The sequence below is a fragment of the Geothrix sp. genome (genome assembly GCF_030219325.1).
Classification (GTDB): Bacteria; Acidobacteriota; Holophagae; order Holophagales; family Holophagaceae; genus Geothrix.
The window spans coordinates 1,092,728-1,118,541 of the sequence record NZ_CP126625.1 but is presented as its reverse complement, the minus strand read 5'-3'; the positions used below and the strand labels follow the sequence as shown (position 1 = coordinate 1,118,541).

At 66.6% G+C, this 25,814-nt stretch carries 22 protein-coding genes; 11 read left to right on the top strand and 11 right to left on the bottom strand.

Annotated features, from left to right (window positions below):
- Nucleotides 1-158 precede the first annotated feature (158 nt).
- Both QOZ81_RS04945 and QOZ81_RS04940 read left to right on the top strand, forming a co-directional pair.
- Nucleotides 159-1,139: an AEC family transporter gene (locus QOZ81_RS04945; RefSeq protein ID WP_291200705.1), complete on the top strand. Its 981-nt coding sequence runs from the start codon at nt 159-161 to the stop codon at nt 1,137-1,139.
- A gap of 36 nt (nt 1,140-1,175) precedes the next feature.
- Entirely contained in the window at nt 1,176-2,048 is an 873-nt protein-coding gene (locus QOZ81_RS04940) for a radical SAM protein (RefSeq protein WP_291200707.1), read from the top strand.
- A 10-nt stretch (nt 2,049-2,058) separates the two neighbouring features.
- On the opposite strand, the gene QOZ81_RS04935 is transcribed toward QOZ81_RS04940, so the two are convergent.
- Nucleotides 2,059-2,454 (bottom strand): nuclear transport factor 2 family protein, encoded by a 396-nt coding sequence (locus tag QOZ81_RS04935; RefSeq protein ID WP_291200710.1) that lies wholly within the window; start codon nt 2,452-2,454, stop codon nt 2,059-2,061.
- A 138-nt stretch (nt 2,455-2,592) separates the two neighbouring features.
- Here QOZ81_RS04935 and QOZ81_RS04930 point away from each other — a divergent pair, with 138 nt between their 5' ends.
- Nucleotides 2,593-3,504, top strand: coding sequence for a sulfurtransferase (locus QOZ81_RS04930; RefSeq protein ID WP_291200713.1), 912 nt, complete (start codon nt 2,593-2,595; stop codon nt 3,502-3,504).
- Nucleotides 3,505-3,510: 6 nt separating this feature from the next.
- Here the strand turns inward: QOZ81_RS04930 and QOZ81_RS04925 are convergent, their stop codons facing one another.
- The 3 genes from QOZ81_RS04925 to QOZ81_RS04915 all read right to left on the bottom strand — a co-directional run bounded on the left by QOZ81_RS04925 (nt 3,511) and on the right by QOZ81_RS04915 (nt 8,629).
- Entirely contained in the window at nt 3,511-6,690 is a 3,180-nt protein-coding gene (locus QOZ81_RS04925) for a hypothetical protein (protein WP_291200715.1), read from the bottom strand.
- 16 nt (nt 6,691-6,706) lie between these two features.
- Nucleotides 6,707-7,414: a hypothetical protein gene (locus QOZ81_RS04920; RefSeq protein WP_291200717.1), complete on the bottom strand. Its 708-nt coding sequence runs from the start codon at nt 7,412-7,414 to the stop codon at nt 6,707-6,709.
- Nucleotides 7,415-7,639: 225 nt separating this feature from the next.
- Nucleotides 7,640-8,629, bottom strand: a complete 990-nt coding sequence (locus QOZ81_RS04915) for a sigma 54-interacting transcriptional regulator (protein ID WP_291200720.1) — start codon at nt 8,627-8,629, stop codon at nt 7,640-7,642.
- A gap of 322 nt (nt 8,630-8,951) precedes the next feature.
- Between QOZ81_RS04915 and QOZ81_RS04910 the strand changes: the two genes are divergently transcribed.
- The 6 genes from QOZ81_RS04910 (at nt 8,952) to QOZ81_RS04885 (ending at nt 13,436) form a co-directional block, all read left to right on the top strand.
- Nucleotides 8,952-9,347: a hypothetical protein gene (locus tag QOZ81_RS04910; protein WP_291200723.1), complete on the top strand. Its 396-nt coding sequence runs from the start codon at nt 8,952-8,954 to the stop codon at nt 9,345-9,347.
- Nucleotides 9,344-9,883 carry a glycoside hydrolase family 108 protein gene (locus tag QOZ81_RS04905; RefSeq protein WP_291200725.1) on the top strand — a complete coding sequence of 180 codons (540 nt, stop codon included), beginning with the start codon at nt 9,344-9,346 and terminating at the stop codon, nt 9,881-9,883. The genes QOZ81_RS04910 and QOZ81_RS04905 overlap by 4 nt, the downstream gene beginning before the upstream one ends.
- Nucleotides 9,873-10,418 carry a hypothetical protein gene (locus QOZ81_RS04900; RefSeq protein ID WP_291200728.1) on the top strand — a complete coding sequence of 182 codons (546 nt, stop codon included), beginning with the start codon at nt 9,873-9,875 and terminating at the stop codon, nt 10,416-10,418. Before QOZ81_RS04905 ends, QOZ81_RS04900 begins: the two co-directional genes overlap by 11 nt.
- 77 nt (nt 10,419-10,495) lie before the next feature.
- On the top strand, nt 10,496-11,665 hold the full coding sequence (locus QOZ81_RS04895) for a Re/Si-specific NAD(P)(+) transhydrogenase subunit alpha (RefSeq protein ID WP_291200731.1): 1,170 nt from the start codon (nt 10,496-10,498) through the stop codon (nt 11,663-11,665).
- A 68-nt stretch (nt 11,666-11,733) separates the two neighbouring features.
- Entirely contained in the window at nt 11,734-12,018 is a 285-nt protein-coding gene (locus QOZ81_RS04890) for an NAD(P) transhydrogenase subunit alpha (protein ID WP_366082986.1), read from the top strand.
- The gene (locus tag QOZ81_RS04885) at nt 12,015-13,436 is read left to right on the top strand and encodes an NAD(P)(+) transhydrogenase (Re/Si-specific) subunit beta (protein WP_291200738.1); all 1,422 of its coding nucleotides are present in this window, start codon (nt 12,015-12,017) and stop codon (nt 13,434-13,436) included. Before QOZ81_RS04890 ends, QOZ81_RS04885 begins: the two co-directional genes overlap by 4 nt.
- Before the next feature lie 78 nt (nt 13,437-13,514).
- Here the strand turns inward: QOZ81_RS04885 and QOZ81_RS04880 are convergent, their stop codons facing one another.
- The 4 genes from QOZ81_RS04880 to QOZ81_RS04865 all read right to left on the bottom strand — a co-directional run bounded on the left by QOZ81_RS04880 (nt 13,515) and on the right by QOZ81_RS04865 (nt 20,977).
- On the bottom strand, nt 13,515-15,668 hold the full coding sequence (locus QOZ81_RS04880) for a phosphocholine-specific phospholipase C (protein WP_291200741.1): 2,154 nt from the start codon (nt 15,666-15,668) through the stop codon (nt 13,515-13,517).
- A gap of 170 nt (nt 15,669-15,838) precedes the next feature.
- Nucleotides 15,839-17,902 (bottom strand): alkaline phosphatase, encoded by a 2,064-nt coding sequence (locus QOZ81_RS04875; RefSeq protein ID WP_291200744.1) that lies wholly within the window; start codon nt 17,900-17,902, stop codon nt 15,839-15,841.
- Nucleotides 17,899-18,504, bottom strand: a complete 606-nt coding sequence (locus QOZ81_RS04870) for a hypothetical protein (protein WP_291200747.1) — start codon at nt 18,502-18,504, stop codon at nt 17,899-17,901. Before QOZ81_RS04870 ends, QOZ81_RS04875 begins: the two co-directional genes overlap by 4 nt.
- Before the next feature lie 469 nt (nt 18,505-18,973).
- On the bottom strand, nt 18,974-20,977 hold the full coding sequence (locus tag QOZ81_RS04865; RefSeq protein WP_291200750.1) for a sigma-54-dependent Fis family transcriptional regulator: 2,004 nt from the start codon (nt 20,975-20,977) through the stop codon (nt 18,974-18,976).
- Nucleotides 20,978-21,266: 289 nt separating this feature from the next.
- Here QOZ81_RS04865 and QOZ81_RS04860 point away from each other — a divergent pair, with 289 nt between their 5' ends.
- Both QOZ81_RS04860 and QOZ81_RS04855 read left to right on the top strand, forming a co-directional pair.
- Nucleotides 21,267-22,997 (top strand): aldehyde ferredoxin oxidoreductase family protein, encoded by a 1,731-nt coding sequence (locus QOZ81_RS04860; protein WP_291200753.1) that lies wholly within the window; start codon nt 21,267-21,269, stop codon nt 22,995-22,997.
- Nucleotide 22,998: 1 nt separating this feature from the next.
- A complete protein-coding gene (locus QOZ81_RS04855) occupies nt 22,999-23,232 on the top strand; it encodes a MoaD/ThiS family protein (RefSeq protein WP_291200756.1) in 234 nt (77 codons plus the stop codon).
- 21 nt (nt 23,233-23,253) lie between these two features.
- Here the strand turns inward: QOZ81_RS04855 and QOZ81_RS04850 are convergent, their stop codons facing one another.
- From QOZ81_RS04850 to QOZ81_RS04840, 3 genes are all read right to left on the bottom strand, one after another.
- Nucleotides 23,254-23,967, bottom strand: a complete 714-nt coding sequence (locus QOZ81_RS04850; RefSeq protein WP_291200758.1) for a nitroreductase — start codon at nt 23,965-23,967, stop codon at nt 23,254-23,256.
- Between the two features lie 25 nt (nt 23,968-23,992).
- A complete protein-coding gene (gene glgC, locus QOZ81_RS04845; protein WP_291200761.1) occupies nt 23,993-25,213 on the bottom strand; it encodes a glucose-1-phosphate adenylyltransferase in 1,221 nt (406 codons plus the stop codon).
- Between the two features lie 137 nt (nt 25,214-25,350).
- Nucleotides 25,351-25,806: a nitrate reductase cytochrome c-type subunit gene (locus QOZ81_RS04840; RefSeq protein ID WP_291200764.1), complete on the bottom strand. Its 456-nt coding sequence runs from the start codon at nt 25,804-25,806 to the stop codon at nt 25,351-25,353.
- Nucleotides 25,807-25,814: the final 8 nt, after the last annotated feature.

Here is a 25,814-nt window from a genome sequence, read left to right as displayed (position 1 = left end):
CGCCATAAAATCCTTTGAGGGACCCTATCCGAAAGGTCTAACTGTATGAGATTTGCGCTCAATATCAGCCCTGGGTGGGCCCCCGCAAACACGCGCCGGAACCCGCTGGCCCGGGGCTGGGCTTGGCGCTCTGCCCAGGTGCCTCTACAGTTCGATCCATGGCCGAATCCCGCGTCGTACTCATCAAGATCGCCGGCATGTTCCTCCTCATCCTGGCGGGGTGGGCCGCCCGGCGCCGCGGCCTGCTGAAGGAGGAGGCCAGCGCCATCCTCAGCCGCATCGTCGTCGACGCCGCGTTTCCCGCCCTGGTCTTCACCCAGATGCTGAGGACCGTCGATGCCGCGGTGCTGCGCCAGGACTGGCTGCTCCCCCTGCTGCCCCTGCCCCTGGTGCTCGTCGCGTACCTGGTGGGGCTGGGCATCGCGCCCCTGTTCGGCGGGAAGGCCCAGCGCAACACCGTGCTGTTCCTCATCACCAGCCCCAACTGGGTCTTCCTGCCCCTGCCCATCGCCGAGGCCCTGTACGGCAGCGCGGGGGTGCGGGTCGTCCTCCTCTGCAACGTGGGCGCCCAGCTGGCGCTCTGGTCCATCGGCGTGTGGATCCTCCACGGCGAGATCGGCCAGGCCCTCCGGAACCTCCGCTCGAACATCGGCCTGTGGGCCACGGCCGGGGGCGTGGTACTGGCCCTCGCCTTCCCGGGGCTGCGCACCCTGGGCGACCTGCACCCCGCCCCGGCCACCCTGGGCGGCATGGCCGGGGCCGCGGCCTTCGATGCCCTGGCGATGCTGGGCAGCCTCACCATCCCCCTGTCGCTCCTCGCCATCGGCGCCCAGCTGGGCGCCCTGCCCGTGGCGATCCGCCGGTTGCCGCCCTCGCTCTGGGGTGTGGCCGCGGCCCGCCTGGTGGTCGCCCCCCTCGCCACCATCGGCCTGGGCCTGCTCCTCGCCCGGGCCGGGTTCCACCTGCCCCTCATCACCCGCATGGTCGTGGTGCTGGTCTCGGCCATGCCCGTGGCCATCGTCTGCAGCGTGATGGCCGAGCGCTTCGGCGGCGATGCCACGCTGGCGGCCCAGAGCGTCTTCCTTTCGACGCTGCTCAGCCTCGTCACCGTGCCCGCCCTCTTCTTCCTGGTGTCCTGAGCGCCCGGGGCGGTCCCGATGCGGGAGAATGATCCCGTGCGCTACGACGAACCCCTCTTCCGCCCGCCCAGCGAGGCCGATTCCTTCATCCTCCAGGCCACCCTGGGCTGCTCCTGGAACGCCTGCACCTACTGCGCCATGTATCGGGGCAAGTGCTACACGGTGCGGCCGCTGGACGATGTGCGCGCCGATATCGCCGAGGCGGGCGACCGCTTCGCTGATGACGTGCGCCATGTCTTCGTGGCGGATGGCGATCCGTTGGGCATGGCCACAGAGCACTGGGAGCCCATCCTGCGCGCCCTGGCCGCCGCCTTCCCCCGCCTGCGCCGCGTCAGCACCTACGCCACGGCCCGCAACCTGCTGGAGAAGACACCGGAGGAGCTGCGGCGCCTGCGGGAGCTGGGCCTCTCTCTGCTCTACATCGGGCCTGAGTCCGGCGACGACGCCACCCTGCGGCGCATCGCCAAGGGGGCCGATGCTGCCGCCCACGTGGAGGCCGCCCGCCGGGCCCGTGAGGCGGGCATGGAGCAGTCGCTGATCTTCCTGCTGGGCGCCGGGGGCCGCGAGCGCAGCGAGGCCCACGCCCGGGCCTCGGGCCGCCTCGCCACGGCCATGGACCCCCGCTTCCTCTCCACCCTGACCCTCACGGTCATCCCCGGCACGCCCATGGCAAAGCTGGAGGACGGCGGCCGCTTCGAGCTGCCGGATGTCCACGGCCTGCTGCAGGAGCTGCGCTGGTTCGTGGAGGAGGCCCGGCCCAGCGCCACCATCTTCCGTTCCAACCACGCCTCCAACTACCTGCCCATCGGCGGTCGCCTACCCCGGGATCGCGACGCCATCCTCGCCGCCATCGACGCTGCCCTGGCGGGTCAGGTGAGGTTACGGCCGGAGTGGGCGCGGGGGCTGTAGCCAGGCTCCTCTACCCCTCGATAAACCAAACCCGAACGATCTTCCCCTCCGAAACCTCGTAGATCGCGGTGACGGTGATGGGCTTCGGGCCCATGCCTTCGGCTTGTTCCTGGTCGATGACGAAGGCGCCCTGGGTGATGCGCTTGAGGATCTTCACCCGCAGGGTGGGGTAGGCCTTGAACAGCTCGCCGTAGCCCTTCTTCAGGGCGGCCAGGCCCTTCTCGGGGTTCACGGCGCCGGCCATGGTGCGGAACTCGATGTCCGGCGCGTAGCAGGCCGCGAAGGCGTTCAGGTCGTGGGCGTTGTAGGCCTCGACCTGCTTCTGGACCACGGCTTCCGGCGGGACTGCGGCGGGCGGCGCCGCCGAGAGGACAACGCAAGCAGCCAGAGCAGGCCAGCGGATCATGGGCACTCCCGGAGGAAGGTCTCCCCCAGATTGGACCACAAACGGCGAACCGGCCCCATCGCTCCCGCCCTTCGCCCCGGATCCTGCGCGTCCGGCACGGCAGGAGCGTATGGTGGACAGCACCCGCCGGAGGCCACCATGTCGATGCGTCCCCACCTCCTCGTCCCCTTCCTCGCCTGCGCGCTCCTGGCCCAGGCCCCGGCGCGGAAGCTCCATCCCGAGCTGCTCGTGAGCACCGCCTGGCTGGCCGACCACCTCAAGGACCCCGACCTGGCCCTGCTGCACGTGGCCGACACCTTCGCGGACTACAAGCGGGGGCACATCCCGGGGGCCCGCTACCTCGCCACGGCGAAGTTCATCGACAATGCCGGGCCGCTGGGCTCGGAGCTGCCCCCGGTGGAGACGCTGGTGAAGACCTTCTCGGAGCTGGGGATCTCCGAGAAGAGCCGCATCGTCATCTACGCCACGGCCTGGATGCCCAATGCCGCGCGGGCCTTCTTCACGCTGGACTACCTGGGCCGCGGCGACCGCGCGGCGCTGCTGGATGGGGGCATCGAGCAGTGGCTCGTGGAGGACCGGCCCGTCACCGGGGCCCTGCCCGCCTTTGCTGCGGCGGCCTTCGTCCCGAAGGTGAGGCCTGAGGTGCGGGCCTCGCTGGAGGAGGTGAAGTCGGTCGTCGAGGCGCCCGCGGCCCAGGCCACGGGCCAGGTGCTGGACTCCCGTCCCGAGCGGCGCTACAAGGCCGGCCACCTCAGCGGCGCGAACCACGTGTACTGGCAGGAGACCCTGGTGGACGAGGAGCACCCGGTGTTCCAGCCCGTGGCCAAGCTGGAGGCCCTCCTGGCCGCCCGCGGACTGCTGCCGGGCCGGAAGGTTCTGACCTACTGCGAGGTGGGCCTGCAGGCCGCCCACGGCTACTTCCTCTGCCGCTACCTGGGCTATGAGGCCGCCCTGTTCGATGGTTCCTTCCAGGAGTGGAGCGCGGCCAAGCTTCCCACCGTGACCGGCGGCGGGAAGACGGCCCCGCCGCCGGCGCCGCCCGCGAACTGAACGCGCCTATTTGAGCAGGTGCATGAGCGGGTTGAAGACCTGCATCACCACCCCGCCGAAGGAGGGGTTCAGGGTCGCCAGGAGCAGGAGCAGGGGCACCACCACGAAGCGGAAGCCGTTCTCCACCAGACCCAGGCTGAACTGCACCTCGCCCGGCTGGGTGCCCTCCATGAGGCACAGCAGCGGATCGCGCTCCATGGCGAGGATCGCCAGGGTGACCCACAGGGCCATCCCCAGCAGGGCCGCGCTGAGGAGGATCAGCACGTCGCTCTTGGGCTGGAAGTCGAAGGCCCCCACGCCGAGGATCAGCAGGATCATGGTGCCGAGCGAACCGATGAGCTGGGCCCGGAGCACGAGGAAGGCCTGCCGGATGAAATGGACGGCACGGAGGGCGCAGAACACGTCGACCTCGGCCTGATGCGCGGCGGCGGCGGCGGGATCCTTGGCGCAGGCCGCGGCCAGGCCGTCGCCGCAGGCGGTCATCTGGTGGGCGATGGCCAGGCGGTTGCGCCAGTTCTCGTACTCGCCCAGGTTGCGGCGGCTGCGCGAGATCTTCTTCTCCAGGTCCGTCAAAGCCCCAAGGCAGCCGGCGAAGGTCGGAAGGATCCGGGAGACCCACGCCTGCTGGGCCTGCAGGATCTCCCGCCCCCGGAGGCTGGAGCGGCGCGTGGACATGCCCCGGCCGAGGGCCGTCATGGCCTTCCATTCGATGAGGGCTCCGACTTCGGCGAAGGCGGCCCGGTACGAGCTCATGTTCAGCACTTCCAGCACCCCCCGGAGCTCCTTCCAGCCCTGGTGGAACTGCCAGAAGAGGAAGGCGGACGCGGTGAAGAGGGCCGCCGCGGCGGCGACCACCACCAGGGTGATGCCCTGCACCTCCATCAGGGGCCGGATGAGACCGCCGGGCATGATGAGCTGGAAGCCCACGAGCGCCATCGCGATCCCCAGGGTCCAGGGCTGGAAGTGGAGGCCCCGGAGATGGCGCATGACCAGGACCTTCCGCTCGGTGATCCCGATGGGCTCGGGCCAGAAGGCATCCTGGTTCTGGCGGCGGACGTCGAACCAGGTGCGGAGCAGCAGGGCCACGCCCCCGGCCAGGAGCAGCATCGAGGGGATGAGCGACACCCCCCGGCCCGGGGACGAGAAGCGCAGGTAGGCGGGTATGAAGACCAGGAGATGGGTCGGGCCCCAGATCAGGATGGCCACCGCCGGCAGCAGGGCGATCAGGAGCAGGAGGATGGCCAGCCAGCCGCCGACCAGGCCCCGGAGGGACCAGCCGGTCGCCAGGAGCACGACTACCCAGATCAGGACGCTCATCCACAGGTAGGGGTCGTGGCCGGGATTCCCCCTCAGGACCGCCAGCGGCAGCAGGTAGCCCATGGCGAGGAAAGTCAGGACCGCCAGCGCCAGCACCGCGCCGGAGCCGAGGTAGCGGTACGCCCGGAGGCCCGGCTCCCCCACGGGGATGGCCGCCACCTGGTGCAGCGGCCGCAGGAACACCAGCACGGAGGCGAGCCCCAGGCTGAACACCAGCAGCGCGAGCTGGCGCAGCCTGGAGTGGACGTATTGGACGAGGTCCTTGCTCTGGGTGGCCACTTCCCGGTAGCGCGCCTCCACATCCTGATCCCAGACCTCGGCCCCATCCCGGGTGACCTCCAGCCCGCCGTGGCGCAGGGGCCAGATGCTGCCCCCCTTCACGATGGAGACCAGCCCCTGCTTGCCCCAGTAGCGGCGCTCGGGATCGTCCGCCCGGGTGGGATCCAGCAGGAGCATGGTGGCGTAGTAGGTGGCGTACTCGCCTTCGGAGGTGAAGCGCACGGGCGATTCCAGGTCCCCCTTCTTCAGCGAGAGCACCCGCACCGCATCCGTCACGGCGTAGCCGCCGAAGAGCACCATGCCATCCATGGCCTGGCTGTGGTTCGGATGGGCGAAGAGGGCGTGGTTGCCACTGGTGGTGAAGAGCGTGCAGCTGGGGTGGTAGGCCCGGATCCGCTCGGCCAGGAAGAGCAGGTCCTGGGGGTCGCTGGCGGAAATCCCCACATGCGTGTACCCGCGCCGCGCCAGGCTCAGGATGGTGCCCGCCAGGGTGAGCTCGGTGTTGCGCACGGTGTCGGGCGAGTACTGGGGCACGGTGTCCAGCACCCGCAGCGAGTCGTCCTCGGCCGGACCCAGCAGGGTGGAGGGGAGCACCAGCTCCTGGGAGTCCCCCCCCTTCGCCAGGTTGTGCTCCATGGCCTGCCGCTCCGAACGCAGGCGCGAGAGCCCCATGGGGAACAGGATCTGGGTCATCCGCGCCCCGACCCCGTCGCGGGCATAGATCGTGTTCGATTCAGTGAACAGGGCGATCCTGGAGGCATCCTGGGGCCACCCGGCTTCAGCGACGTACCAGTCCAGCAGGCGATCCTTCGAAGGGCCCGAGAGGTTGCAGATCCAGGGGGACAGCTGCAACCGCCGGGGCTCGACGGACCCGATGGCCGTGCGGAGGATCTTGACCCCGTTGGGATCGAGGGTGGTGGTCCCCTGGATCCTGATGTCCGGCGCCGCGGGGTCCTTGAAGTGGGCCTCCAGGGCCGCACCCAGGGAAGAGAGGCTGCCCGAGAACTGGGGGCCCAGGATCGAGAGGCGGCGTTCCCCCTTCGGGGCCGGCACCAGGGACGCCAGCTGGAGGGCCTGCCGAAAGGCCTCCCGGTTGAGGCCGAGGGACTGGCTCTCCCCCACGATGAACAGCGCGTGGTAGGCGGGGGTCGCGCCGCCCCGGGCGAACCAGATGAGCCCGGGACCGCTCTCGGCGAACTCGGAGGAGATGCCGGCCCCGCCCTCCTCCCGGCCCTTGGATTCCCAGGGCAGATAGAAAGCCCGGGGGAGGAAGTCGTCGGCCTTGAAGGCCCGCTGGACCGCGTTCAGCCGCAGGTCGAACCAGAGCGACATGTTCGTCCGCTGGGGGTCCGGCAGGGTGAGGATGGTCACCCCCACGGTGGAGGCCGCGGCCTGGGGTCGGTCCTTCAGGCATTGATCCAGCAGGGCGCCGACGGCCTCGACCTTCCGGTCCTTCTTCGCGGCCTCGACCTTGGCGGTGGGGCTCGCTTCCCGCTTGGGCGCCTTGGAGCCCAGGCCCAGACCGGGCACCAGGGCCAGCAGCGCCGTGAAGCCGACGCCCAGGGAGAGGGGGGAGAAGGCCTTGCTCAAGGGGTCATGGCCGGATTCAGAGCGTCACCGTGGAGGCCTCGCCATCCTCGTGGAGCAGGCGGTCCAGGTCCTTCCAGGAGAAGGCGAAGCGACCCTGCAGGCCCCAGTCCGGGCCCCAGGAGTTGATGGCCCAGACCAGCTTCCGCTCGGCGTCCACGCCCAGCAGCTCGAAGGCATGGCCGCCCCGCACGGCGCCACCGACCTTGACGAGCCCCTTGGCGTCGGGCTTGTCGAACCCTTCGTACCAGTTCAGGCCCACCTCCACGGGGCCGAGGGTCGAAAGCGTCTTGAGGACGTCATCGAGGCTGAAGCACCACCGGTAGCCCTTGGTGAGGCCGAGGGCGGTGAGGGCCTTCATGGCCGCCAGTACCGTCGATCCCGTGTCCTGGGGCGGCCAGGCCCCCACGATGGTGTCGTGATGGGAAGCCTGGGTGTAGACCTTGCGGGCCAGGGCCTCGGAGTAGCGGACGCCCTGCTGGCGGTAGGGTTCGGTGCAGACCACGCCGACGGCGCCATTCCCCGTGCAGGAGCCCAGCTCCCCCTGGTTGAAGGCCTTCAGGGTCCGGTTCCAGGTCCGGGTCTCGATGACCGCCCCCTTCTTGAGCAGGACCGGGAAGTTCCAGCTGCGCTCGTCGAAGTGCAGGTGGCGCCCGAGGCGCCCACCATGCTTGGAGGCGTGCTCGGTGATGAGACCGATGCGGTGAGGGTGGGCGGCGTTGGCCACGGGGGACCTCCTTCGGGTGGTTGGGTTCGTCCCGATCCGTGGCAACCTGCACGCCAAGTTGCTCGAAAAATATCTAGCAATCAGAAAAGACTTGGCTTGAAAAAGTCGGCATTGATTTCATATCGACACAAATCATCCCAGACCGCCCCCGGGGAGGGGTCTCAAATGCATGGCACGACGGGGACTTCCCGGATTCCACCCACTCCGGGTCGAAAAGGACCCAAGTCAAATGGGGATCCGGTCCTCCTGCGAGAAGCGCCCCTGCCTGGGGGAGTTGCCCAGGCCGTACTTCTTGAGCAGCTTGCCCAGGCTGCGCCGCTCCTTGCCCGCCAGCTTCGCCGCGAGGCTGACATTGCCCCCGGCCAGCCCCAGCAGGCCCACCAGGTAGGCCCGCTCGAAGGCCTCCACCGCCCTCGCCTTGGCCCGGTGGAAGGTCAGCTCACCCCCCTGGGGTTCCGGAGTCCCCTGGGGCATCGGGTGCATGGCCTTGGGGGGGTCGATGCGGATGACCGTTCCCTCCGAGAGCAGGTACTCCCGGTAGAGGAGGTTCTCCAGCTCACGGATGTTCCCGGGCCAGTGGTAGTGGCCCATCCAGGCCAGGGAGTCCGGATGGATGACCCTGGTCCCCAGGCCGAAGCGCTTGTCGCAGGCCGCCAGGAACCAGGTGGCCAGCTCTTCGATGTCACCGCTCCGCTCCCGGAGCGGGGCCAATTCGAGGCAGAGGATCTTCAGACGGTACAGCAGGTCGGAACGGAAGGCCCCCCGCTCGGCCAGCAGCGCCAGGCTGGTATTGCTGGCCGCCAGGATGCGTACGTTCCCCTGCAGGACCTGGCGGGCCCCCAGGGGACGGAATTCCTGATCCTGCAGGAACCTCAGAAGGGTCACCTGGCCCTTGGTGGAGAGGGCATCGACCTCGTCCAGGAACAGGGTGCCGCCTTCGGCCAAGGTCACCAGCCCCGGCTGGTTGTCCTTGGCATCGGTGAAGGCCCCCTTGCGGTGTCCGAACAGCTCACTTTCGATGAGGGTGTCCGGGATCGCGCCGCAGTTGACGGGGATGAAGGGGCCATCCTTCCGCACGCTCTGGTAGTGGATGGCCCGGGCAGCCAGTTCCTTCCCCGTGCCCGTCTCGCCCTCGATGAGCACCGGCGCATCGCAGGCCGCCATGCGGGCGACGAGTCGCAGGGTCTCTCGCAGGGCTGGGGAATGGCCGATCAACTGGACTCCTCTGTGAGTTTCGGAGGCGGCACCGTTCAATCGAGGTTCAAGAAGGCAATATAGACCCATTACATTGTCTGGCAATACGACAACAATGCCTGTTTTTGTCAAATGAATGTAAGAAGCGCATGAACTAAATTTGGATCATGCCTGCAGCTGATCCGGCACGAGACGGGAGCAGGGGAGGGTGAGGACGGAAGGTCGAGCCCACTGGGTCCAAATGGACCCAGCTGGAGCCGATGCCTTCAAACACCTGTCAACAAAAAGCTTGATGACAGCGGCTTGAACGGGGCCTGGGGCAAAGACTCGACTGGCGCCATCCATGCTGCTTTTTTACATGTCGACCATTGACAGGCACTTGGAACAGTTGAAGTCTCTTGGCCCGGTGATTGCCTTGAAGCCCCATCGCCACCCGTGGTGCCGAATGAACGCATCCCCCACATCCGATCCGAGCAGCCTATGCCAGGGCATCCTGCATTACCTCCAGGATCATCCGGCCGCCGCCGACAGCCTGGAGGGCATCGCCTCCTGGTGGCTTCCGCCGGAGCGGTATTCCGTCACCACAGAGGCGGTTCAGGCAGCCCTGGACCAGCTGGTGGCGGAGCATCGCGTCGCCCGCTTCGAGCTCGCGGATGGCCGGGTCCTGTACCAGAGCTCAGAGAAGATCTCCGGCTCACATCCCGCATGGACACCCACTGATTCCAGGAGACGACCTTGAGCAGCGTCCTCGAAGAAGCCCTCGCCTTCACGCTCGGCAACGAGGGCGGCTACGTCAACCACCCGGCCGATCCGGGCGGCGCCACCAACTTCGGCATCATCCAGAAGAACCTCGCCAAGTGGAACGCCGACCATCCCGAGCTCGGATTTCCCGCCAGCGTGAGGGACCTGACCCTGGATCAGGCGAGAACCATCTACCGCTCGGAGTACTGGCGCTGGGATGCCATCGGGGATCCCGCCATCGCCATCAAGCTCTTCGACATCGGCGTGAACTGCGGCACGGGCACCTCCATCAGGCTGCTGCAGAAGGCCATCAACCTCCTGGTGAATCCCCCCATTGATGCAGACGGGAAGCTTGGCCCTGCCACGCTCGGCGCCGCGAATGCGCAGCCCCCGGAGGCCCTGATGCAGGCCATCTGCCAGGCCCAGAAGGACCACTACCAGTCGCTGGTCGCCAGCGATCCCAGCCAGGCCGTGTTCTTGAAGGGCTGGCTCAACCGTGCCGCACGCATCCCGGAGGTCGTCCATGGCATTTGACTGGAAAGCACTCGTCAAGAGCATCGCCCCCACCATCGGCACGGCCCTGGGAGGGCCCCTGGGCGGCATGGCCGGCATGGCCCTGACGAAGGCCCTGGGCCTCAGCGACGATGCCCCCAAGGACGATGCCGCCCTGGCCGCCGCCGTCCAGGGCGCCAATCCCGATCAGCTGCTGGCCCTGAAAAAGGCCGACCAGGACTTCGCGGTCCAGATGCAGAAGCTGGGGTTCGAGAACCTCGAGGCCCTCGAGGCCATCGCTGCCGGGGATCGCGCCAACGCCCGGGAGCGGGAGATCAAGACCCAGGACTGGACCCCCAAGGCCCTCGGCATCTTCATCACCCTGGGGTTCTTCGGGCTGCTGGCCTACCTGATGAGGCGTGAGCCCCCAACCGGATCCCGGGACATCCTCAACATCATGCTGGGCAGCCTCGGCTCCGCCTGGATCGGCGTGGTGTCCTACTACTTCGGCTCCAGTGCGGGATCGGCCCGCAAGACCGAGCTCATGTCGGCAAAGCAGCAGACCCCGACATCGTAAAAAAACAGCATTAAGACATGGATGCCAATCAATGGTAAGGTTTCCGCAACCCAGCGGAATTCTGCACCGAGGCCCCCATGAAGATTGCCGTGCCCAGAGAGATCAGGGCGGATGAAACCCGCGTCGCCCTGGACCCGGAGTCCTGCAAGAAGCTGATCGCCCTTGGGATGGAGGTAGCCGTGGAGGCCGGGGCGGGAACCGCCGCCAACTTCACCGACCAGTCCTATCGGGATGCCGGCGCGACGGTGGTGGAGGATGCCCCCGCCCTCTTCGGCTCCGCGGAATTCCTGCTCAAGGTGAACGCGCCCCAGGTCCGGCCCGACGGGACCCATGAGGTGGACCTCCTCAGGCCCGGTGCCCGGCTCCTGGCGTCCATCTTCCCCACCCGCAACCTGGATTCGGTGAGGCGGATGGCCGCACGGAACCTCACAGCCTTCTCCACGGACTGCATCCCCCGCACGACCCGGGCCCAGGCCATGGACACCCTGTCCAGCCAGGCGAACCTCGTGGGCTACAAGGGCGTGCTGCTGGGCGCCATCGAGCTGCCGAAGTACTACCCCATGTTCATGACCGCCGCGGGCACCACCCTGCCCGCCAAGGTCTTCGTCATCGGCGCGGGGGTGGCGGGCCTGCAGGCCATCGCCACCGCCAAACGGCTGGGCGCCAGTGTCACCGCCACGGACGTGCGGCCCGAGGTGAAGGAGCAGATCGAATCCGTGGGCGGCAAGTACGTGGGCATCGACCTCAAGCAGGGGGCTTCCGCGGGCGGTGGCTATGCCGCTGAGCTCTCCGCCGAGGACAAGGCCCTGCAGGCGAAGATGCTGGCGGAGCATTGCGCCACGGTGGACGTGGTCATCACCACGGCCCTCATCGGCGGCGTCTTCGCGCCCAAGCTCCTTGACGAGGCCATCGTGAAGAGCATGAAGCCCGGCTCGGTGATTGTGGACCTTGGCGCGGACGGCGGAGGCAACTGCACGCTGTCGCAACTGGGTCAGACCGTGGTCGTGAACGGCGTGAAGATCGTCGCGCCCCTGAACCTGCCGGCCACGGTGCCCACCCACGCCAGCATGCTCTTCGCACGCAACCTGCTGAACTTCATGACGGCCTTCTGGGACAAGGAAGCCAAGCGCTTCAACCTCGACTGGACCGACGACATCCTCAAGGGCTGCGCCGTGACCCACGAAGGCAAGGTGGTCCACGGGCCCACGCTGAAGGCGCTGGATCAGACACAGGGAGGGAAGGCGTGATGATGCTGCTCGCTCTTTCAGAACATGCGGCCCCAAGCGCCGGTGGCGGCCACGGAGAGCTCGACGTCATGGGCGCCGTGTTCGTGTTCATGCTGGCCACCTTCATCGGCCTCATGGTCATCCAGCGCGTATCGCGGCTGCTGCACACGCCCCTCATGAGCCTCACCAACGCCATCTCGGCCATCGCAGTGGTGGGCGCCATCATCGTCTCCGCCGGCAAGGACTACCCGGGCTACATCACGGCCCTGGGCCTGGTGGCCATCTTCTGCTCCACCACCAACATCGTCAGCGGCTTCCTCATCACGGACCGCATGCTGAAGATGTTCAAGAAGCAAGAGAAGGTGGCGAAGTGACTGCCGAGACCCTCGTCCAGCTTCTCTACCTCGTCTCCACGGCCCTCTTCATCCTCTCGCTGAAGTGGATGAGCGATCCGGAATCGGCCCGCAAGGGCGTGTTCTCCGGCGTGGGCGCCATGACCCTGGCGGTGGCGGGCACCCTCACCGGCGTCCTGGCCACCGGCGGCACCCACTACTGGTGGATCCTGGGCGCCTTCGCCCTGGGCGCGGCCGTGGGCTACCCCCTGGCCCAGGTGCCCCTCACGGCGGTGCCCCAGCGGACCGCCCTGTCCCACGCCTTCGGCGGCCTGGCGGCGGGCCTGGTGGGCACGGCCAAGTTCTTCCTCTACTACGGGCAGAAGAACGAGGCGGCCCTGGCCCCCTTCATCGTCGTGGCCCTGGTGGCGGAAATCCTCCTGGGTTTCCTCACCTTCACCGGCTCCATCCTGGCGGCGGGCAAGCTGCAGGAAGTGAAGTGGATCCCCCAGCGGCCCGTCACCTACCCCGGCCAGAACGCCAGCAACCTGGCGCTGTTCGCCCTGGCCCTGGCCCTGGGCGTGGCCTTGGTGCTGCACCCGCTGGCCCCCTGGGCGCCCTGGGCCTTCGGCGGCATCATCCTGCTGTCCCTGGCCTTCGGCGTGCTGCTGATCATCCCCATCGGCGGCGCGGACATGCCCACGGTGATCTCCATCCTCAACGCCTACGCGGGCCTCTCCGCCGTGGCCATGGGCTTCGTGCTGAACAACAAGCTGCTCATCACGGCCGGCGCCCTGGACGGCAGCTCGGGCCTGATCCTCTCCGTGATCATGTGCAAGGCCATGAACCGCTCCTTCTTCAACGTGCTCTTCGGCGCCTTCGGCCAGACCACCACCGCCGGCGCGGAAGGTGAGGCCAAGGCCTACAAGTCGGACACCGTGGAAAGCGCGGCCATGGTCATGGAGCAGGCGAGCCTGGTGGTCATCGTCCCGGGTTATGGCATGGCCGTGGCCCAGGCCCAGCACAAGGTGCGGGAGGTCTACGACCTGCTGAAGAAGAAGGGCGTGACCGTGAAGTTCGCCATCCATCCCGTGGCGGGTCGCATGCCTGGCCACATGAACGTGCTGCTGGCGGAGGCTGAGATCCCCTACGACGACCTGGTGGAGATGGACGAGATCAATGGCGACATGCCCCAGGCGGACGTGGTGCTGGTCATCGGCGCCAACGATGTGGTGAATCCGGCCGCGCGCTCGGACAAGAGCAGCCCCATCTACGGCATGCCCATCATCGACGCGGACAAGGCCAGGGCGGTATACGCCATCAAGCGCTCCAAGGCCCCAGGCTTCGCCGGCATCGACAATGAGCTCTATTTTCTGGACAAGACTTTCATGCTCTTCGGCGACGCCAAGGCCGTGATGGGCGAGCTGGCCCGGAAGCTGGCGGGGGAAGGCGGGCACTAGCCTCAACCACCCGTCGGTACAGGAGGAGGGCAGTGACCGCGATTCTCCGCAGGTCACTGCCCTCTCCACGACTTTCGCTCAGTCCTTCGGGTTGAAGCCTCCGATGGCCGGATCACTCACGCTGTCCCGGCCGTTTTCCACGTGCCCGGCGAACCGGTACTCGAAGCCGGGATCGTCGGCGACCTTGATCGTCAGGTCATACCACCCGGAGTGGCGCGGGGACGACCAGTGCTTCGTCACGCTTTCTCGCGGCCCCAGGGTCCGCTTGAAGGTCTCACCGGTGTAGTTGTTCTGGACGCGCACCTTGTCCACATGTGAGTGGTGGTTCGTGATGACGAGCGTGACACCGACGCCTTCGTCATCGTACGTCGCCCTCACATCGAGGTTCGTGCTGTCGGGATCGGCGACGGAGCCCTTGAAGGCGCGCAGGAAGCCATTCGGCCCGTTCACCGAGAGGTCATAGCCGGTGGCCCCATTCACCGTCACGCTCCAGCTGTCCGCCAGCTGTTTGCCCGGCTCCACGGTGTAGCTGCGGGGCAGGCTGCCATCGCCGGATCGCACCTGGAAGACAGCGGTCGCCTCACCGGCATTTTCAAAGCCGATCCGGAATGTGTTGTCCACGGGATGGATGCTGCCGGTGGCATGCAGGGTGTAGGGCAAGGCACGCGCTGGACGAACCCCCGGTTCCTGGGCTGGCATGCCTTGAACAGCGGGCGGCACCGCCATGAAGTCCGGGTGGCGCAGCCGGTCCTGGGGACGGTAGGCGTCCGTCGCCGGCAGGGGCACCACGGTGGCGTTGGGGCGTTCGAAATTGAAGGTCGTGGTGAGATCACCGGCCACAGCCCGCCGCCAGGGCGTGATGTTGCCCTCGATGAGGTCTGGATCGTCCGAGCCGAAGCGGGCTTCCAGGAACCGGATGAGCGAAGTGTGGTCGAACACCTGGGAATTCACATAGCCACCCTTGCTCCAGGGCGAAATCACGATCATCGGGACCCGCACCCCCAGGCCATAGGGGGCACTCACGTGGCCGGCCGCATCACCCGGAAAGATTTCATGGGTGGTCGGCACCGTCGAGAGACCCTGGTCCCGGGTCTGGGGCGGCGTCGGCGGCACCATATGGTCGAAGAAGCCGCCGTTCTCGTCGTAGTTGAGGAACACCACCGTCTTGCTCCACACTTCCGGATTTTCCGTCAGCGCATCGAGAAACTGGGAGATGTACCAGGCACCGTAGTTGACGGGCCAGTTGGGGTGCTCGGAATAGGCTTCCGGCGCGGAGATCCAGGACACCTGCGGCAGCTTGCCGCTGCGCACATCCGTGCGGAACTGATCGAGCAGCGTACCGCTCACGGTGACGTTGGTTCCGGTCTTCGCACGGTCGGCCAGTGGCGTACCAGGCAGGGCGTCCTGGTACTGATGGAAGTAGAGCAGCGAGTTGTCGCCGTAGTTGCCGATGTAGGGATCATCCGTCCACCCCCAGTAGCCCGCAGCGTCGAGCCCCGTGCCCACATCCTGGTAGACCTTCCAGGTGATGCCCGCCTTCTGCAGGCGCTCGGGATAGGTCGACCAGTCGTAGCCCACCTCGGCGTTGGTGATGACGGGACCACCGGCCTTGCCGTCGTTGCCGACCCAGCCCGTCCACATGTGGTAGCGGTTGGGATCAGTCGGGCCCAGCAGGGAGCAGTAGTAGGCGTCGCAGACGGTGAAGGCATCGGCCAGGGCGTAGTGGTACGGGATGTCCTTCCGGGTCATGTAGGTCATCGCCACGGGGCCCTTGGCGGGCACCCACTGATCGTAGTGGCCGGCATTCCATGCCAGATGGGAATCGTTCCAGCCGTGGGGCGTATCCTGGAGGAACGTCATGCCCATGTCGGCCACGTCGGGACGATAGGGCATGAGATGTCCGGTACCGCTGGGCTGCTGCCACACGGGCTTGCCCGAGGGCAGCGTCACCGCCCGTGGATCGCCGAACCCGCGCACGCCTCTCAGGGCCCCGAAGTAGTGGTCGAAGGATCGGTTCTCCTGCGTCAGGATCACGATGTGCTCGATGTCCGCGATGGTGCCGGTGCGGTTGTTGGCCGGGATGGCCAGCGCGCGTCGGATGCTGGCGGTCAGCGCGGAGGCAGAGATCCCAGAAGAGGCATCCCCGGTGTCTTTCCCCTGGGCCACGAGGGGTACGGCCCCTGTCGCGGACAGGCCCAGAACCAAACCAAATGCGACGTTCCGAAGCAACATGGATCCTCCTCAGGATGAGGCTTCAAAGGTCGGTCTTTGCGCCCGCCACTGCACTTCCAGAACGTGAAGGTTGTGTGAACATCTTCGTCGGTACGATTCGGATGCATGAACACGAGAAGAGCGCGCGGCAGGCCGCGCGCTCCTCTTCTTTCAAGTCGAATGTGGCGGAGCTACTCGCCGTCTTCAGGATCTGACCCGGCAGGCTCGTCGCCACTGAGCGCAGCCTTCACCAGCTTGAAAAACACGTCGGTATTCTTCTGGACCCCGACGAAGCGCAACCAGGCCTTGGTGCCGCTGCTGTAGGCCGAGACCGGGATGTCGGCCGCGGTGTGCACGGCCTGGCCCTCGCCGTTGAGCTGGCCTCGGATGAAGAAGCCGTCCTTGTCGATCGAGCGCAACTCGGGAATGGTCGCATACCCCTTCGTGCCAAGGAGGCCGCCGGTGCCCTTGAACGCGCTGGGCAGAAGGCTGTCGATCACCGGAGTGGGCTTGGAGAGCCAGGACTCATAGCGGTCGCTGTTGGCGCCGAAGCCGACCAGTACCTTGTTGTCGATGTCCATGGTCGCCGGGTAGCCATCGGCAAGGATCTGGTAGCTCGGGAAGCCGGCGAGGTCATAGGTCCCGACGGCGTTCTGGCGGGCCGGGATCACGGAGGGATCAAGCGAGGCGCTGTCGCTGGGGAGGCTCTTGAGGGCCGGGATACCGCCACTGAGCGACAGGGCGCCGATCAGGCTGAAGCCCGAGCACTCGTGGTCGGCGAGCACCAGCACGGTGGTATCACCCAGCTTGTCCGCCCACTTGCGGGCGACGCCCACGGCCCGGTCGAACTCCAGGGTCTCGCCGATGGCGCGATCCGCATCCATCAAGTGGGACTGCTTGTCGATGTGAGCACCCTCGATCATCAGCACGAACCCGCCGTGGTTGCGGGACAGCACCTCGAAGGCCGCTTCGGACATCTCATCCAGCATCGGCTGATCGGGTGCCATGTAGTCATCCACCGCAAAAGTGGAGGCGCCCGCGGGCAGTACACCCCGGCGCTTGGCGACCTTGTCCAGGGCCACGTTCATGTTGCCGTAGCCAAAGAGCCCGAGGAGCTTGTCGGGGGCGTGACCACTCGTCAACGCGCTCAGTTCTGTCTGGTTGGCGGCATAGCTGAAGCCCGCGCCCTTGAAGTCCGCGATCAGGTCACGGGTGGCGCTGCCCTGCGCTGCGGGCGTGGTGGGGAGGTTCCAACCGGCGATCAGGTCGGCAGGTAGGCCCGCATAGCCGGTACCGGCGGTGCGGCTGGAATAGAGGGTGGAGGCGGGCATGAACCAGCGCCGACCGCCGCCGAGAAGGACGCGCAGACCCGTGCCGAAGCCGCGGGTGCCATTCGGATCGCTCTCGTCCAGGTACTGATCGACCACGCCGGTGCCATTGTTGCGATTGGCCGTGTGAACGGCGTTGGCGGCAGGCGTGGCATCCTCCACGTCGGCGGTGCTCACCAGTCCAAGCACAGTCCCTTTGATTCGATGCAGGTACTCGGCCAGGTACTCCACGCGGGGCGCGAAGAAGGGGTTGGTGACATGGGCGGGGTAGACCCCTTCCTGGCCATTATTGGCGTGATTGCCAGTGGTATAGCACGCCATGCCCGGCGCCGAATCCGTGATGATGCTGTTGAGCGAGTGGGTGCTCACCAGGCCCGTGCCGGGGAACTGATCCATCTCCAGCCGGCCATTGGGATTGCCCGCGGTCACGCCGTGGCGCACCAGACGCGCGGCCGTTCGGTGGGCGATGCCCATGCCGTCCCCGAGCATGATGACGATGTTCTTCGTCAGGCGGCGGTCTCCGCCCCTGGCCTCGAAGGGATCTATGACCTGGATGCGGGAGTTGACGGTTGCGGTGCCGGTCGCGTCAGTGAACTCGGCTTTCAGGGTGTGCCAGCCCTTGTGCGCAAGGGAGGATCCGCGAAGGTTGAAGCCTCCCCAACCAGCGGCGGTGATGCCATCCGTGGAAGAGGTGCCCTGGGCTCCGGAGGTGAAAGTGGCCGGGTGTCCGTCGATCCAGAGCTTGGCCGAATACGGGCCGGTGCCCTGGCCCTCGACACGGACATCGAAGCGCTGGTGGATGAGGAAGCGCGCGCCCTCCGATGGGACGAGGGCGACGTTGGCCGGGGCGGCGCTCACGGCCACAGCTGTGAGTGCCGCGACCAGGGCGAGCAGGCGGGATAGCCTGCGGGGAAGGTTCAGGTTCATGGACGTACCTCCGGGGGGTTGGGGGAGTGCTGATGCTTCGGCGCAGAGCCGAGCAGGTCTTGGGGGCGATCAAGCAGCAGCCGGATGTGGGTCACCCGGTCGTCAGGCTCGACGTGATAGCCCACCTCAAGCAGGCCGGTCACCTCGAGTGCGCGGGGCGTGTACGGAATCTCCTGGCCCACGGAAGAGCGGACTGTGACATAGACCGCTTCAGGCGGCAGGTCGGCGGTGCCTCCACCCTCCTCATCGCAGGATACCGGCCGTGGCGTGAGGTAGAAGGCGCCCTTGGGTGCGACCTCCATTTTCGCCATGAAACCGGCCAGCTTCACGCGCCGGCCAGCGAACTCGAGCAACCGCGCGGAGGGCTTGAGCTCCTGGGCAGACACGTCAAAGAAGTCACCAAAGGCGAGGCGAGGAACGTCACCGCGCTTGGATGCGCCCCCTGAAGATGGAGGTTTCCCATGGGCTTCAAGGCAGATTCCGAGGGTGATCGCGAGGACCAGCGGGGTCCAGGCGCGGCGCAGGACAGCGGCTTCACTCGCATCCCTGCGGCTCCTGTAGGCGGAGAGACGGCGGATCGGTTGGAAAAGGTCGATGGTCATGGTTGCCTCAGTGCGAGATATGTAGGCATCCACCCACCCGCGTCAACGCACCTCAGGGACGCAGGTTTCCGGCATGGGATCTGGAGTGGCAGAGGTAATTCCAGCCCTGCCTGGCACTCCCGGTGTTGCCATCCAGGAGGTCGCGTATCGTCTGTCTAGACAATGTCACCTGGAACTTCCCGGATGGTCACCGCGCCCATTCCCACACAGGAGGCTTGCTGCGTTGTTGCCTACGTCCTTCGATCTAGACCTGGGACGATGACCTCTGAGCTGCTCAGACCCGCAATCCTTGGACACCGCAAAAATGCCCTTCAAGGTGAAGGGCACACCCACGCATCGCTGGGTCACAGGCAATGACCTGCCGCCCGACAAAGTTCGAGGAAAATGGCAGCCTTGTGCCGCTTCTGGAAATTGGCGTGGATGGCGCTCGGATCTGCCCCATCCCAATGTCAGAGACTGGACTCAAGGTTCAAATGCCCAGTTTCTGAACTTTCCGGTAAAGAGTGTTCCTGGCCATCCCCAGCTCCTGGGCGGCTTTGCTCATATTCCCCTTCCAGGTGCGCAGGCTGGCCTGGATCGTTTCCCGCTCCTCCGCCAGCAGTTGTTCCCGGAGGCTGGCAGGACCTGCGGACCTGGTGTGACCGGGAGATTGGGATGCCGCCATGGGAAGTGGCGGATCCGGGACCCGCAGGATTTCGTCGGGAATGTCGTTCAAGGAGAGCTCCGTTCCCTGGACGGAATGGATCATCCGCTCGACCACATTCTGGAATTCCCGGATGTTGCCGGGCCAGGCATAGCCCTGGAGGATGCCGATCACCCTGGGATCGATGCGCAGGTTCGACACGCCCTTGCGCGCGGCGAACTTGTACATGAAGGCCTCCAGCAGTTCGGGAATGTCCTCCGGATGCTCCCTCAGCGGCGGCAGCTTGATCATGGAGACATTAAGCCGGTAGTAGAGGTCCTGGCGGAAGGTGCCCTTCCGGATCTCCTCCCGCAGGTCCTTGTGGGTTGCACAAATGATCCGCACATCCACGACGAAGGAGCGGTCGCCGCCGAGGCGGGTGATGGTCCGGTCCTGCAGCACCCGGAGCAATGCGATCTGCTGCTCCAGCGGCATGTCCCCGATCTCGTCAAGGAAGAGGGTGCCCCCGCTCGCCAGCTCGAATTTCCCCGGACGTCCGCCCCGGGCGGCGCCGGTGAAGGCGCCGTCCTGATAGCCGAACAGCTCGCTGGCGATGAGTTCCCGGGGGATGGCCCCGCAATTCACGGCCACGAAGGGCCCTTTCCGGCGCTCCGACTGGTTGTGGATGGCGTGGGCGAACATTTCCTTGCCGGTTCCGCTCTCCCCCGTCAGCAGCACGTTGCTTTCGTTGGCGGAAGCCAGCTGGCCCTGCTGGACGGCCCGCTGCAGGGACTCCCCCTGGCCCAGGATGTCCTCGAAACGGAAGGTGGCCTGGGCCCCGCTGAAGCGGTTGATGAGCCGCTTGATCTTGTTGATGGGATTCACGAACAGCACGGCGCCCTTGAGCAGACCGCCTTCATCCAGGATGGGCTTGCCGCTGACGATGCATTGGATGGCCCCCCGGCTGGATTTCAGTTCCATCTCCCGGTCCAGGAATTCCTGGCCCCACTCCAGCAGCTCACGGATGGGCCCCAGATCCTGGACCAGGTCCGTCATGCGCTTGCCGGCCGCCTGCGGGTTGGAGACCCCCAGCAAACGCTCCGCCACGGGATTGATCTGACTGAGGACCCCGTCGACATCCAGCACCAGCACCCCGTCGGTGACGGTGAAGAGGATGCTGGAAAGGCGGTTGTTCAGCAGGGTCAGTTCCTGGTTCTTCTGCCCCAGCTTCAGTTCGTGCTGGATGGCCTGCACGGCGGCCATCACGAGCCCGAGCGTGTGGATGTGGGTCTCATCCACCGGCCCGGTCATGTCCAGGAGGCCGATGGTTTTCCCGCGTGGGTCGAAGATGGGCGCCCCGGAGCAGGTCCACCGGTGGTGTTTCTGGCAGTAGTGCTCAGCCCCTGAAACCTGGAAGGGACGGCCCAGGACCAGCGGGGTGCCGGCTCCGTTGGTCCCCACCTCGCCTTCGGCCCAGAGGGCTCCCTTGTTCAGGTTCAGGTCCTGGGAGGCGAGGATCCGATCCTGATCCCCCACGGCCTCGAGCAGGTACCCCTGCTCATCGAACAGCAGCACCACGAAGCTGGAGCCGGCCACGAGGCTGTACAGGTTCTCCATGAAGGGCTTGGCCACCCGGATCAGATCCTGCTTCCGTTCCGCCAGGGCGGCGAACGCGGCGGACCCCAGCACCAGGGTGGACCGCCCCGCCAGTGGATCCACACCCGCGGCCTTGCAGCGGTGCCAGGACGCTTCCAGTTCAGGCCCCAGCGCACCTGGTTCGATCTTCCCGGCGCGGATGAAGCGGTCCCAGGTCGCCCAGCTTTCCGTGGTGCGTCCTGCTTTGTGCGCCATGGCCCCTCCGAAGGCAGACCCATGCCACGGGCCGCTTCACCTTGTTTCACATTATTACGATTCGATACAAAAATGATCAATAAGTTGCATTTTGGCGCAAAAAATCACAACCGATTCGAGACAGCTTTGACGTTATCGAACGTTTCATTCACGTCTTTTTCTACCCATCCGCCGAGCCACGGGACTTCACGGACCCTGCTGTCAAGAATGAACTCGAGATGGCTCAGACCTCGGCACAGCTCCTGCCAATACCAGACGACCGACTCATGGCCTTCAAGGAGAAACCACCATGGACAAGATCCTGCGCGTGAACATGAACGACCTGACCACCACGGTCGAAGAGGTGCCCACGGAGTGGGCCGGTCTCGGTGGCCGGGCCCTCACGTCGACCATCGTGGCGAAGGAGGTGCCGCCCACCTGCCACGCCCTCGGACCCAACAACAAGCTGGTGTTCGCGCCCGGGCTGCTGTCGGGCACCGCGGCATCCAACTCGGGCCGCCTGTCCGCCGGCGCCAAGAGCCCGCTGACGGGGGGCATCAAGGAAAGCAACGTCGGTGGTACCGCCGCCCAGATGTTCGCGCGCCTCCGCATCAACGCCCTGATCATCGAAGGCATGCCCAAGGGTGACGGGTGGTTCTCCCTCCGGATCAACAAGGATGGCGTTTCGATCCAGGAGGAATCGGGGCTCCTGGGCCTGGGCAACTTCGCCGTCATCGACGCCCTCCAGTCGCTCCTCGGCAAGAAGACCGGCGTGATGGCCATCGGCCCTGCGGGCGAAATGAAGCTCACCTCGGCGAACATCTCCGTGAAGGATCCCTCGGGGAAGATCCGCAGCCATGGCCGCGGCGGCCTCGGCGCCGTCATGGGCTCCAAGCGCATCAAGTTCATCTCCATCGATGACGAGGGCGCCCCCGGCATCCAGATCGCCGAGCCCGAAAAGTTCAAGGCCGCCTCCCGCATCTTCACGAAGGCCCTGATGGACCATCCGGTGAGCGGCCAGGGGCTGCCCACCTATGGCACGAACGTGCTCGTCAACATCCTCCACGAGGCCGGCGGCCTGCCCACCCGGAACTTCACCTACGGCCAGTTCGACGGGCATGAGCAGATCTCCGGCGAAACCATGCACGAGACCATCGTGGCCCGCGGCGGCAAGCCCAGGCACGGCTGCCATGCCGGCTGCGTCATCCAGTGCTCCCAGGTCTACAACGACAAGGACGGCCAGTACCTGACGTCGGGCTTCGAGTACGAAACCATCTGGGGATTGGGCGCCAACTGCCTGATCAAGGAACTGGACGACATCGCCCAGGCGGACAACGTCATGGACGACCTGGGCATCGACTCCATCGAAACCGCCGTGGCCTTCGGTGTGGCCATGGAGGCAGGCATCCTGCCCTGGGGCGACGGGAAGGAAGTGGTCCGCATCCTGCGGGACGAGATCGGCAAGGGCACGGCCCTGGGCCGCGTGATCGGCTCCGGCGCGGGCGCCGTGGGGCGCACCTACGGCGTCACCCGGGTGCCCGTGGTGAAGAACCAGGCCATCCCGGCCTACGATCCCCGCTCCGTCAAGGGCATCGGCATCACCTACTGCACCAGTCCCATGGGCGCGGACCACACCGCGGGCTACACCATCGCCACCAACATCCTCAACGTGGGCGGCCAGGTGGATCCGCTGAAGAAGGACGGGCAGATCGAACTCTCCCGGAACCTGCAGATCGCCACCGCCGCCATCGATTCCACGGGCATGTGCATCTTCATCGCCTTCCCGGCCCTGGACATCCCCGAGTGCCTGCCGGCCCTGATCGACATGCTCAACGCCCGCTTCGGCGCGACGCTGACGGGCGATGATGTGGTGGGCCTGGGCAAGACCATCCTGAAGACCGAGCGGGCCTTCAACCTGGCCGCCGGGATGACCAATGCGGACGACCGCCTGCCCGAATTCTTCAACTCCGATCCGGTCGCGCCGCACCAGGCCGTGTGGGATTTCACGAACGAGGAAATCGACGCGTTCTGGAACTTCTGACATGGAGCCGATCCACGTCACCATCAAGCTCTTCGCCCATTTCCGGGATGGACGGTTCAAGGAGGCCGAGCACCAATTCGCCCCGGGCGTGGACTGCCGCCAGATCATCCTCGGGCTGGGTTTCCGGTTGGGCGAAATGGGCATCGTCATGGTGAACGGACAGCACGCGCCCCTCGACTACCAGCTGAACGAACGGGACACCCTCGCCCTCTTCCCCCTGGTGGGAGGAGGGTGAGGCCCGCTGTCTGCGACGCGCCTAGTCCTCGATGAACCGCGCGAACTCGGACACAGGGGCCCGCTCGGTCACCAGGCTATTCTCCACGGCTGACGGATCGGCGTAGCCCAGGGCCATGCCGCATACCAGCATCTGCTCGGGCCTGAAGGCCAGCTCTTCGGCGATGAGGCGATGGAACTGGGTGAAGGCGGCCTGGGGGCAGGTGTGCAGACCGCGGGCCCGGGCCGCCACCATGATGCTCTGCAGGAACATGCCGTAGTCCAGCCAGCTGCCCTGCTGCATCACGCGATCGATGCTGAAGATCAACCCGACTGGCGCATCGAAGAACCGGTAGTTGCGGCCATGCTGGCGGTGCATGCCGGCCTTGTCGGTCTTGGCGAGGCCCAGGAGGGCGTAGAGATCCCAGCCGACCTTGCGGCGACGGTCGATGTAGGGCGAAGCCCACTCCTTCGGGTAGTAGTCGTACTCCTGCTGGTGCGTGGCCAGCTCGGCGGGGTTTTCATAGACTGCGCTGATGCGGTCGGACAGGCGCCTCCGGGCGGCGCCCATCAGCACGTGGACCTGCCAGGGCTGCGTGTTGGTGCCGGAGGGCGCCCGCGAGGCCACGCGCAGGATGTCCTCGACGATCTCCCGAGGCACCGGCGTCGGCAGGAAGGCGCGCACGGAATGGCGGCTGGTGATGGCGGCGTCCACGGCGGCGATATCCGCCTCAGAGGGTCGGTCGAACAAGTTCATGGCTTCGTCCTTGTTGGGCATGGCTTCAGTCAAACCGGTATTCCTCCGGCACCACGACGATGCCCTTGTCGGAGAGGGTGAAGCGCTGCCTGTCCTTGTCTGCGTCGAAACCGATGGTCTCCCCCGGGGGGATGGTCACGTGCTTGTCGACGATGCAGCGGCGCAGCTGTGCGCCCTGCCCCACGGATACGTGGTCGAAGAGGATGGCGTCCTCCACCACCGCCCCTTCGTGGATGTGGACGCGGGAGGCGAGGACGGAATGGCGCACGACGCCGCCGATGATCACCGTGCCGGCGCCCATGATGGAGTTGGTCATCAGCCCATCCTTGCCATTGCCGCCGGGCACCATTCGGGCCGGGGGGTTCTGGCCGTGGTAGGTGCGGATGGCCCAGTCGTTCTGGTAGAGATCCAGGGGCGGCACGGGCTTGAGGAGATCCATGTTCGCCTCGTAGTAGGCATCGAGGCTGCCCACGTCGCGCCAGTAGCGGTCCGGCGTGACCCGGCCCCGGGTGCCGCCGAACTCGTAGGCATGGACCCGGTGCGAGTGGATCATGCCGGGGATGAGGTCCTTGCCGAAGTCGTGGCTGGATTCCTCGCGCAGGCTGTCGGCCCGCAGCTGCTCGATGAGCAGGTCCTTGGTGAAGACGTAGATGCCCATGGAGACGAGGGCCGTCGCCGGGTCACCGGGCATGGACTTGGGCTGGTCGGGCTTCTCCTGGAACTCCACGATGCGGCCGTTCCCATCCACGGCCATGACGCCGAAGGCGCTGGCCTCGCCGATGGGCACCTTCATGCAGGCCACGGTCAGATCCGCGCCGGTCTCGGTGTGGGCCTGGATGAGGGCGGCGTAGTCCATGCGGTAGATGTGATCGGCCGCCAGGATCAGCACCTTCCCGGCCTCGTTGCGCTCCAGCAGGAACAGGTTCTGGTTGATGGCGTCGGCCGTGCCCGCGTACCAGAAGGCGCCCGTGCGCATCTGCGGCGGCACCACGGTGATGTACTCGCCACACTCGGGATTGAAGATGGACCAGCCATCCCGCAGGTGCTTGTGCAGGGAGTGGGATTTGTACTGGGTCAGCACCAGGATGCGGCGCAGGCCGGAATGCAGGCAGTTGGAGAGGGTGAAGTCGATCACCCGATACTTGCCGCCGAAGGGCACGGCGGGCTTGGCGCGATCCGCGGTCAGCGGCTGCAGACGGGAGCCGCTGCCGCCAGCGAGGAGGATGGTCAACGTCTGGTCCGCCATGAGGACACCTTCCAATCCTGAATCGTGGGCCAAGGCAGCGAAGACCCCCCGATGGGAGAGGACGCGGCAGACCGGCACCTGCTTGTTTCAGGCTCAACATGAAACAAGTCAGGTTGCAGATCAATCAGAAATGGCGCCTAGGGCCGGTAGCTGCTCCCCATCAGGGCCGGCGCGTCGGTGCGGGGCACGTGGCAGGAGATGCATACGAAGCGGGTGCCGGCGACCTGGGTGCCCTTGGCCTCGGGGGCCCGGCGGAGGTCCACGTAGTGGCTGGCGGGGACGGGCGTGGCCTCCCCCTTCTTCTTGGGGCCGGGCACCGCGTGGCAGTCCAGGCAGAGGTTGGTGCTCCGGGTGATGGGCAGGCTGTCCGCCACGCTGTGGGGAATGACCGGCGGGTACTCCCGGTTGATGCGCTTGGGCAGCGCCTTCTCGCCGGGTTCCGAGGCCTCGTCCCGGTAGGCGGGGGGCGCGGGCACGTCGAACACCGAGGTGCGCGACAGACCCAGGTTGCGGTCCGGGATCGGCTTGGCGGGCGGCTTGGAGGCCGACAGGGAGAGGGTGCAGAGGGTCAGGGAAAGGATGAGTCGGCTCATGGTGGCTC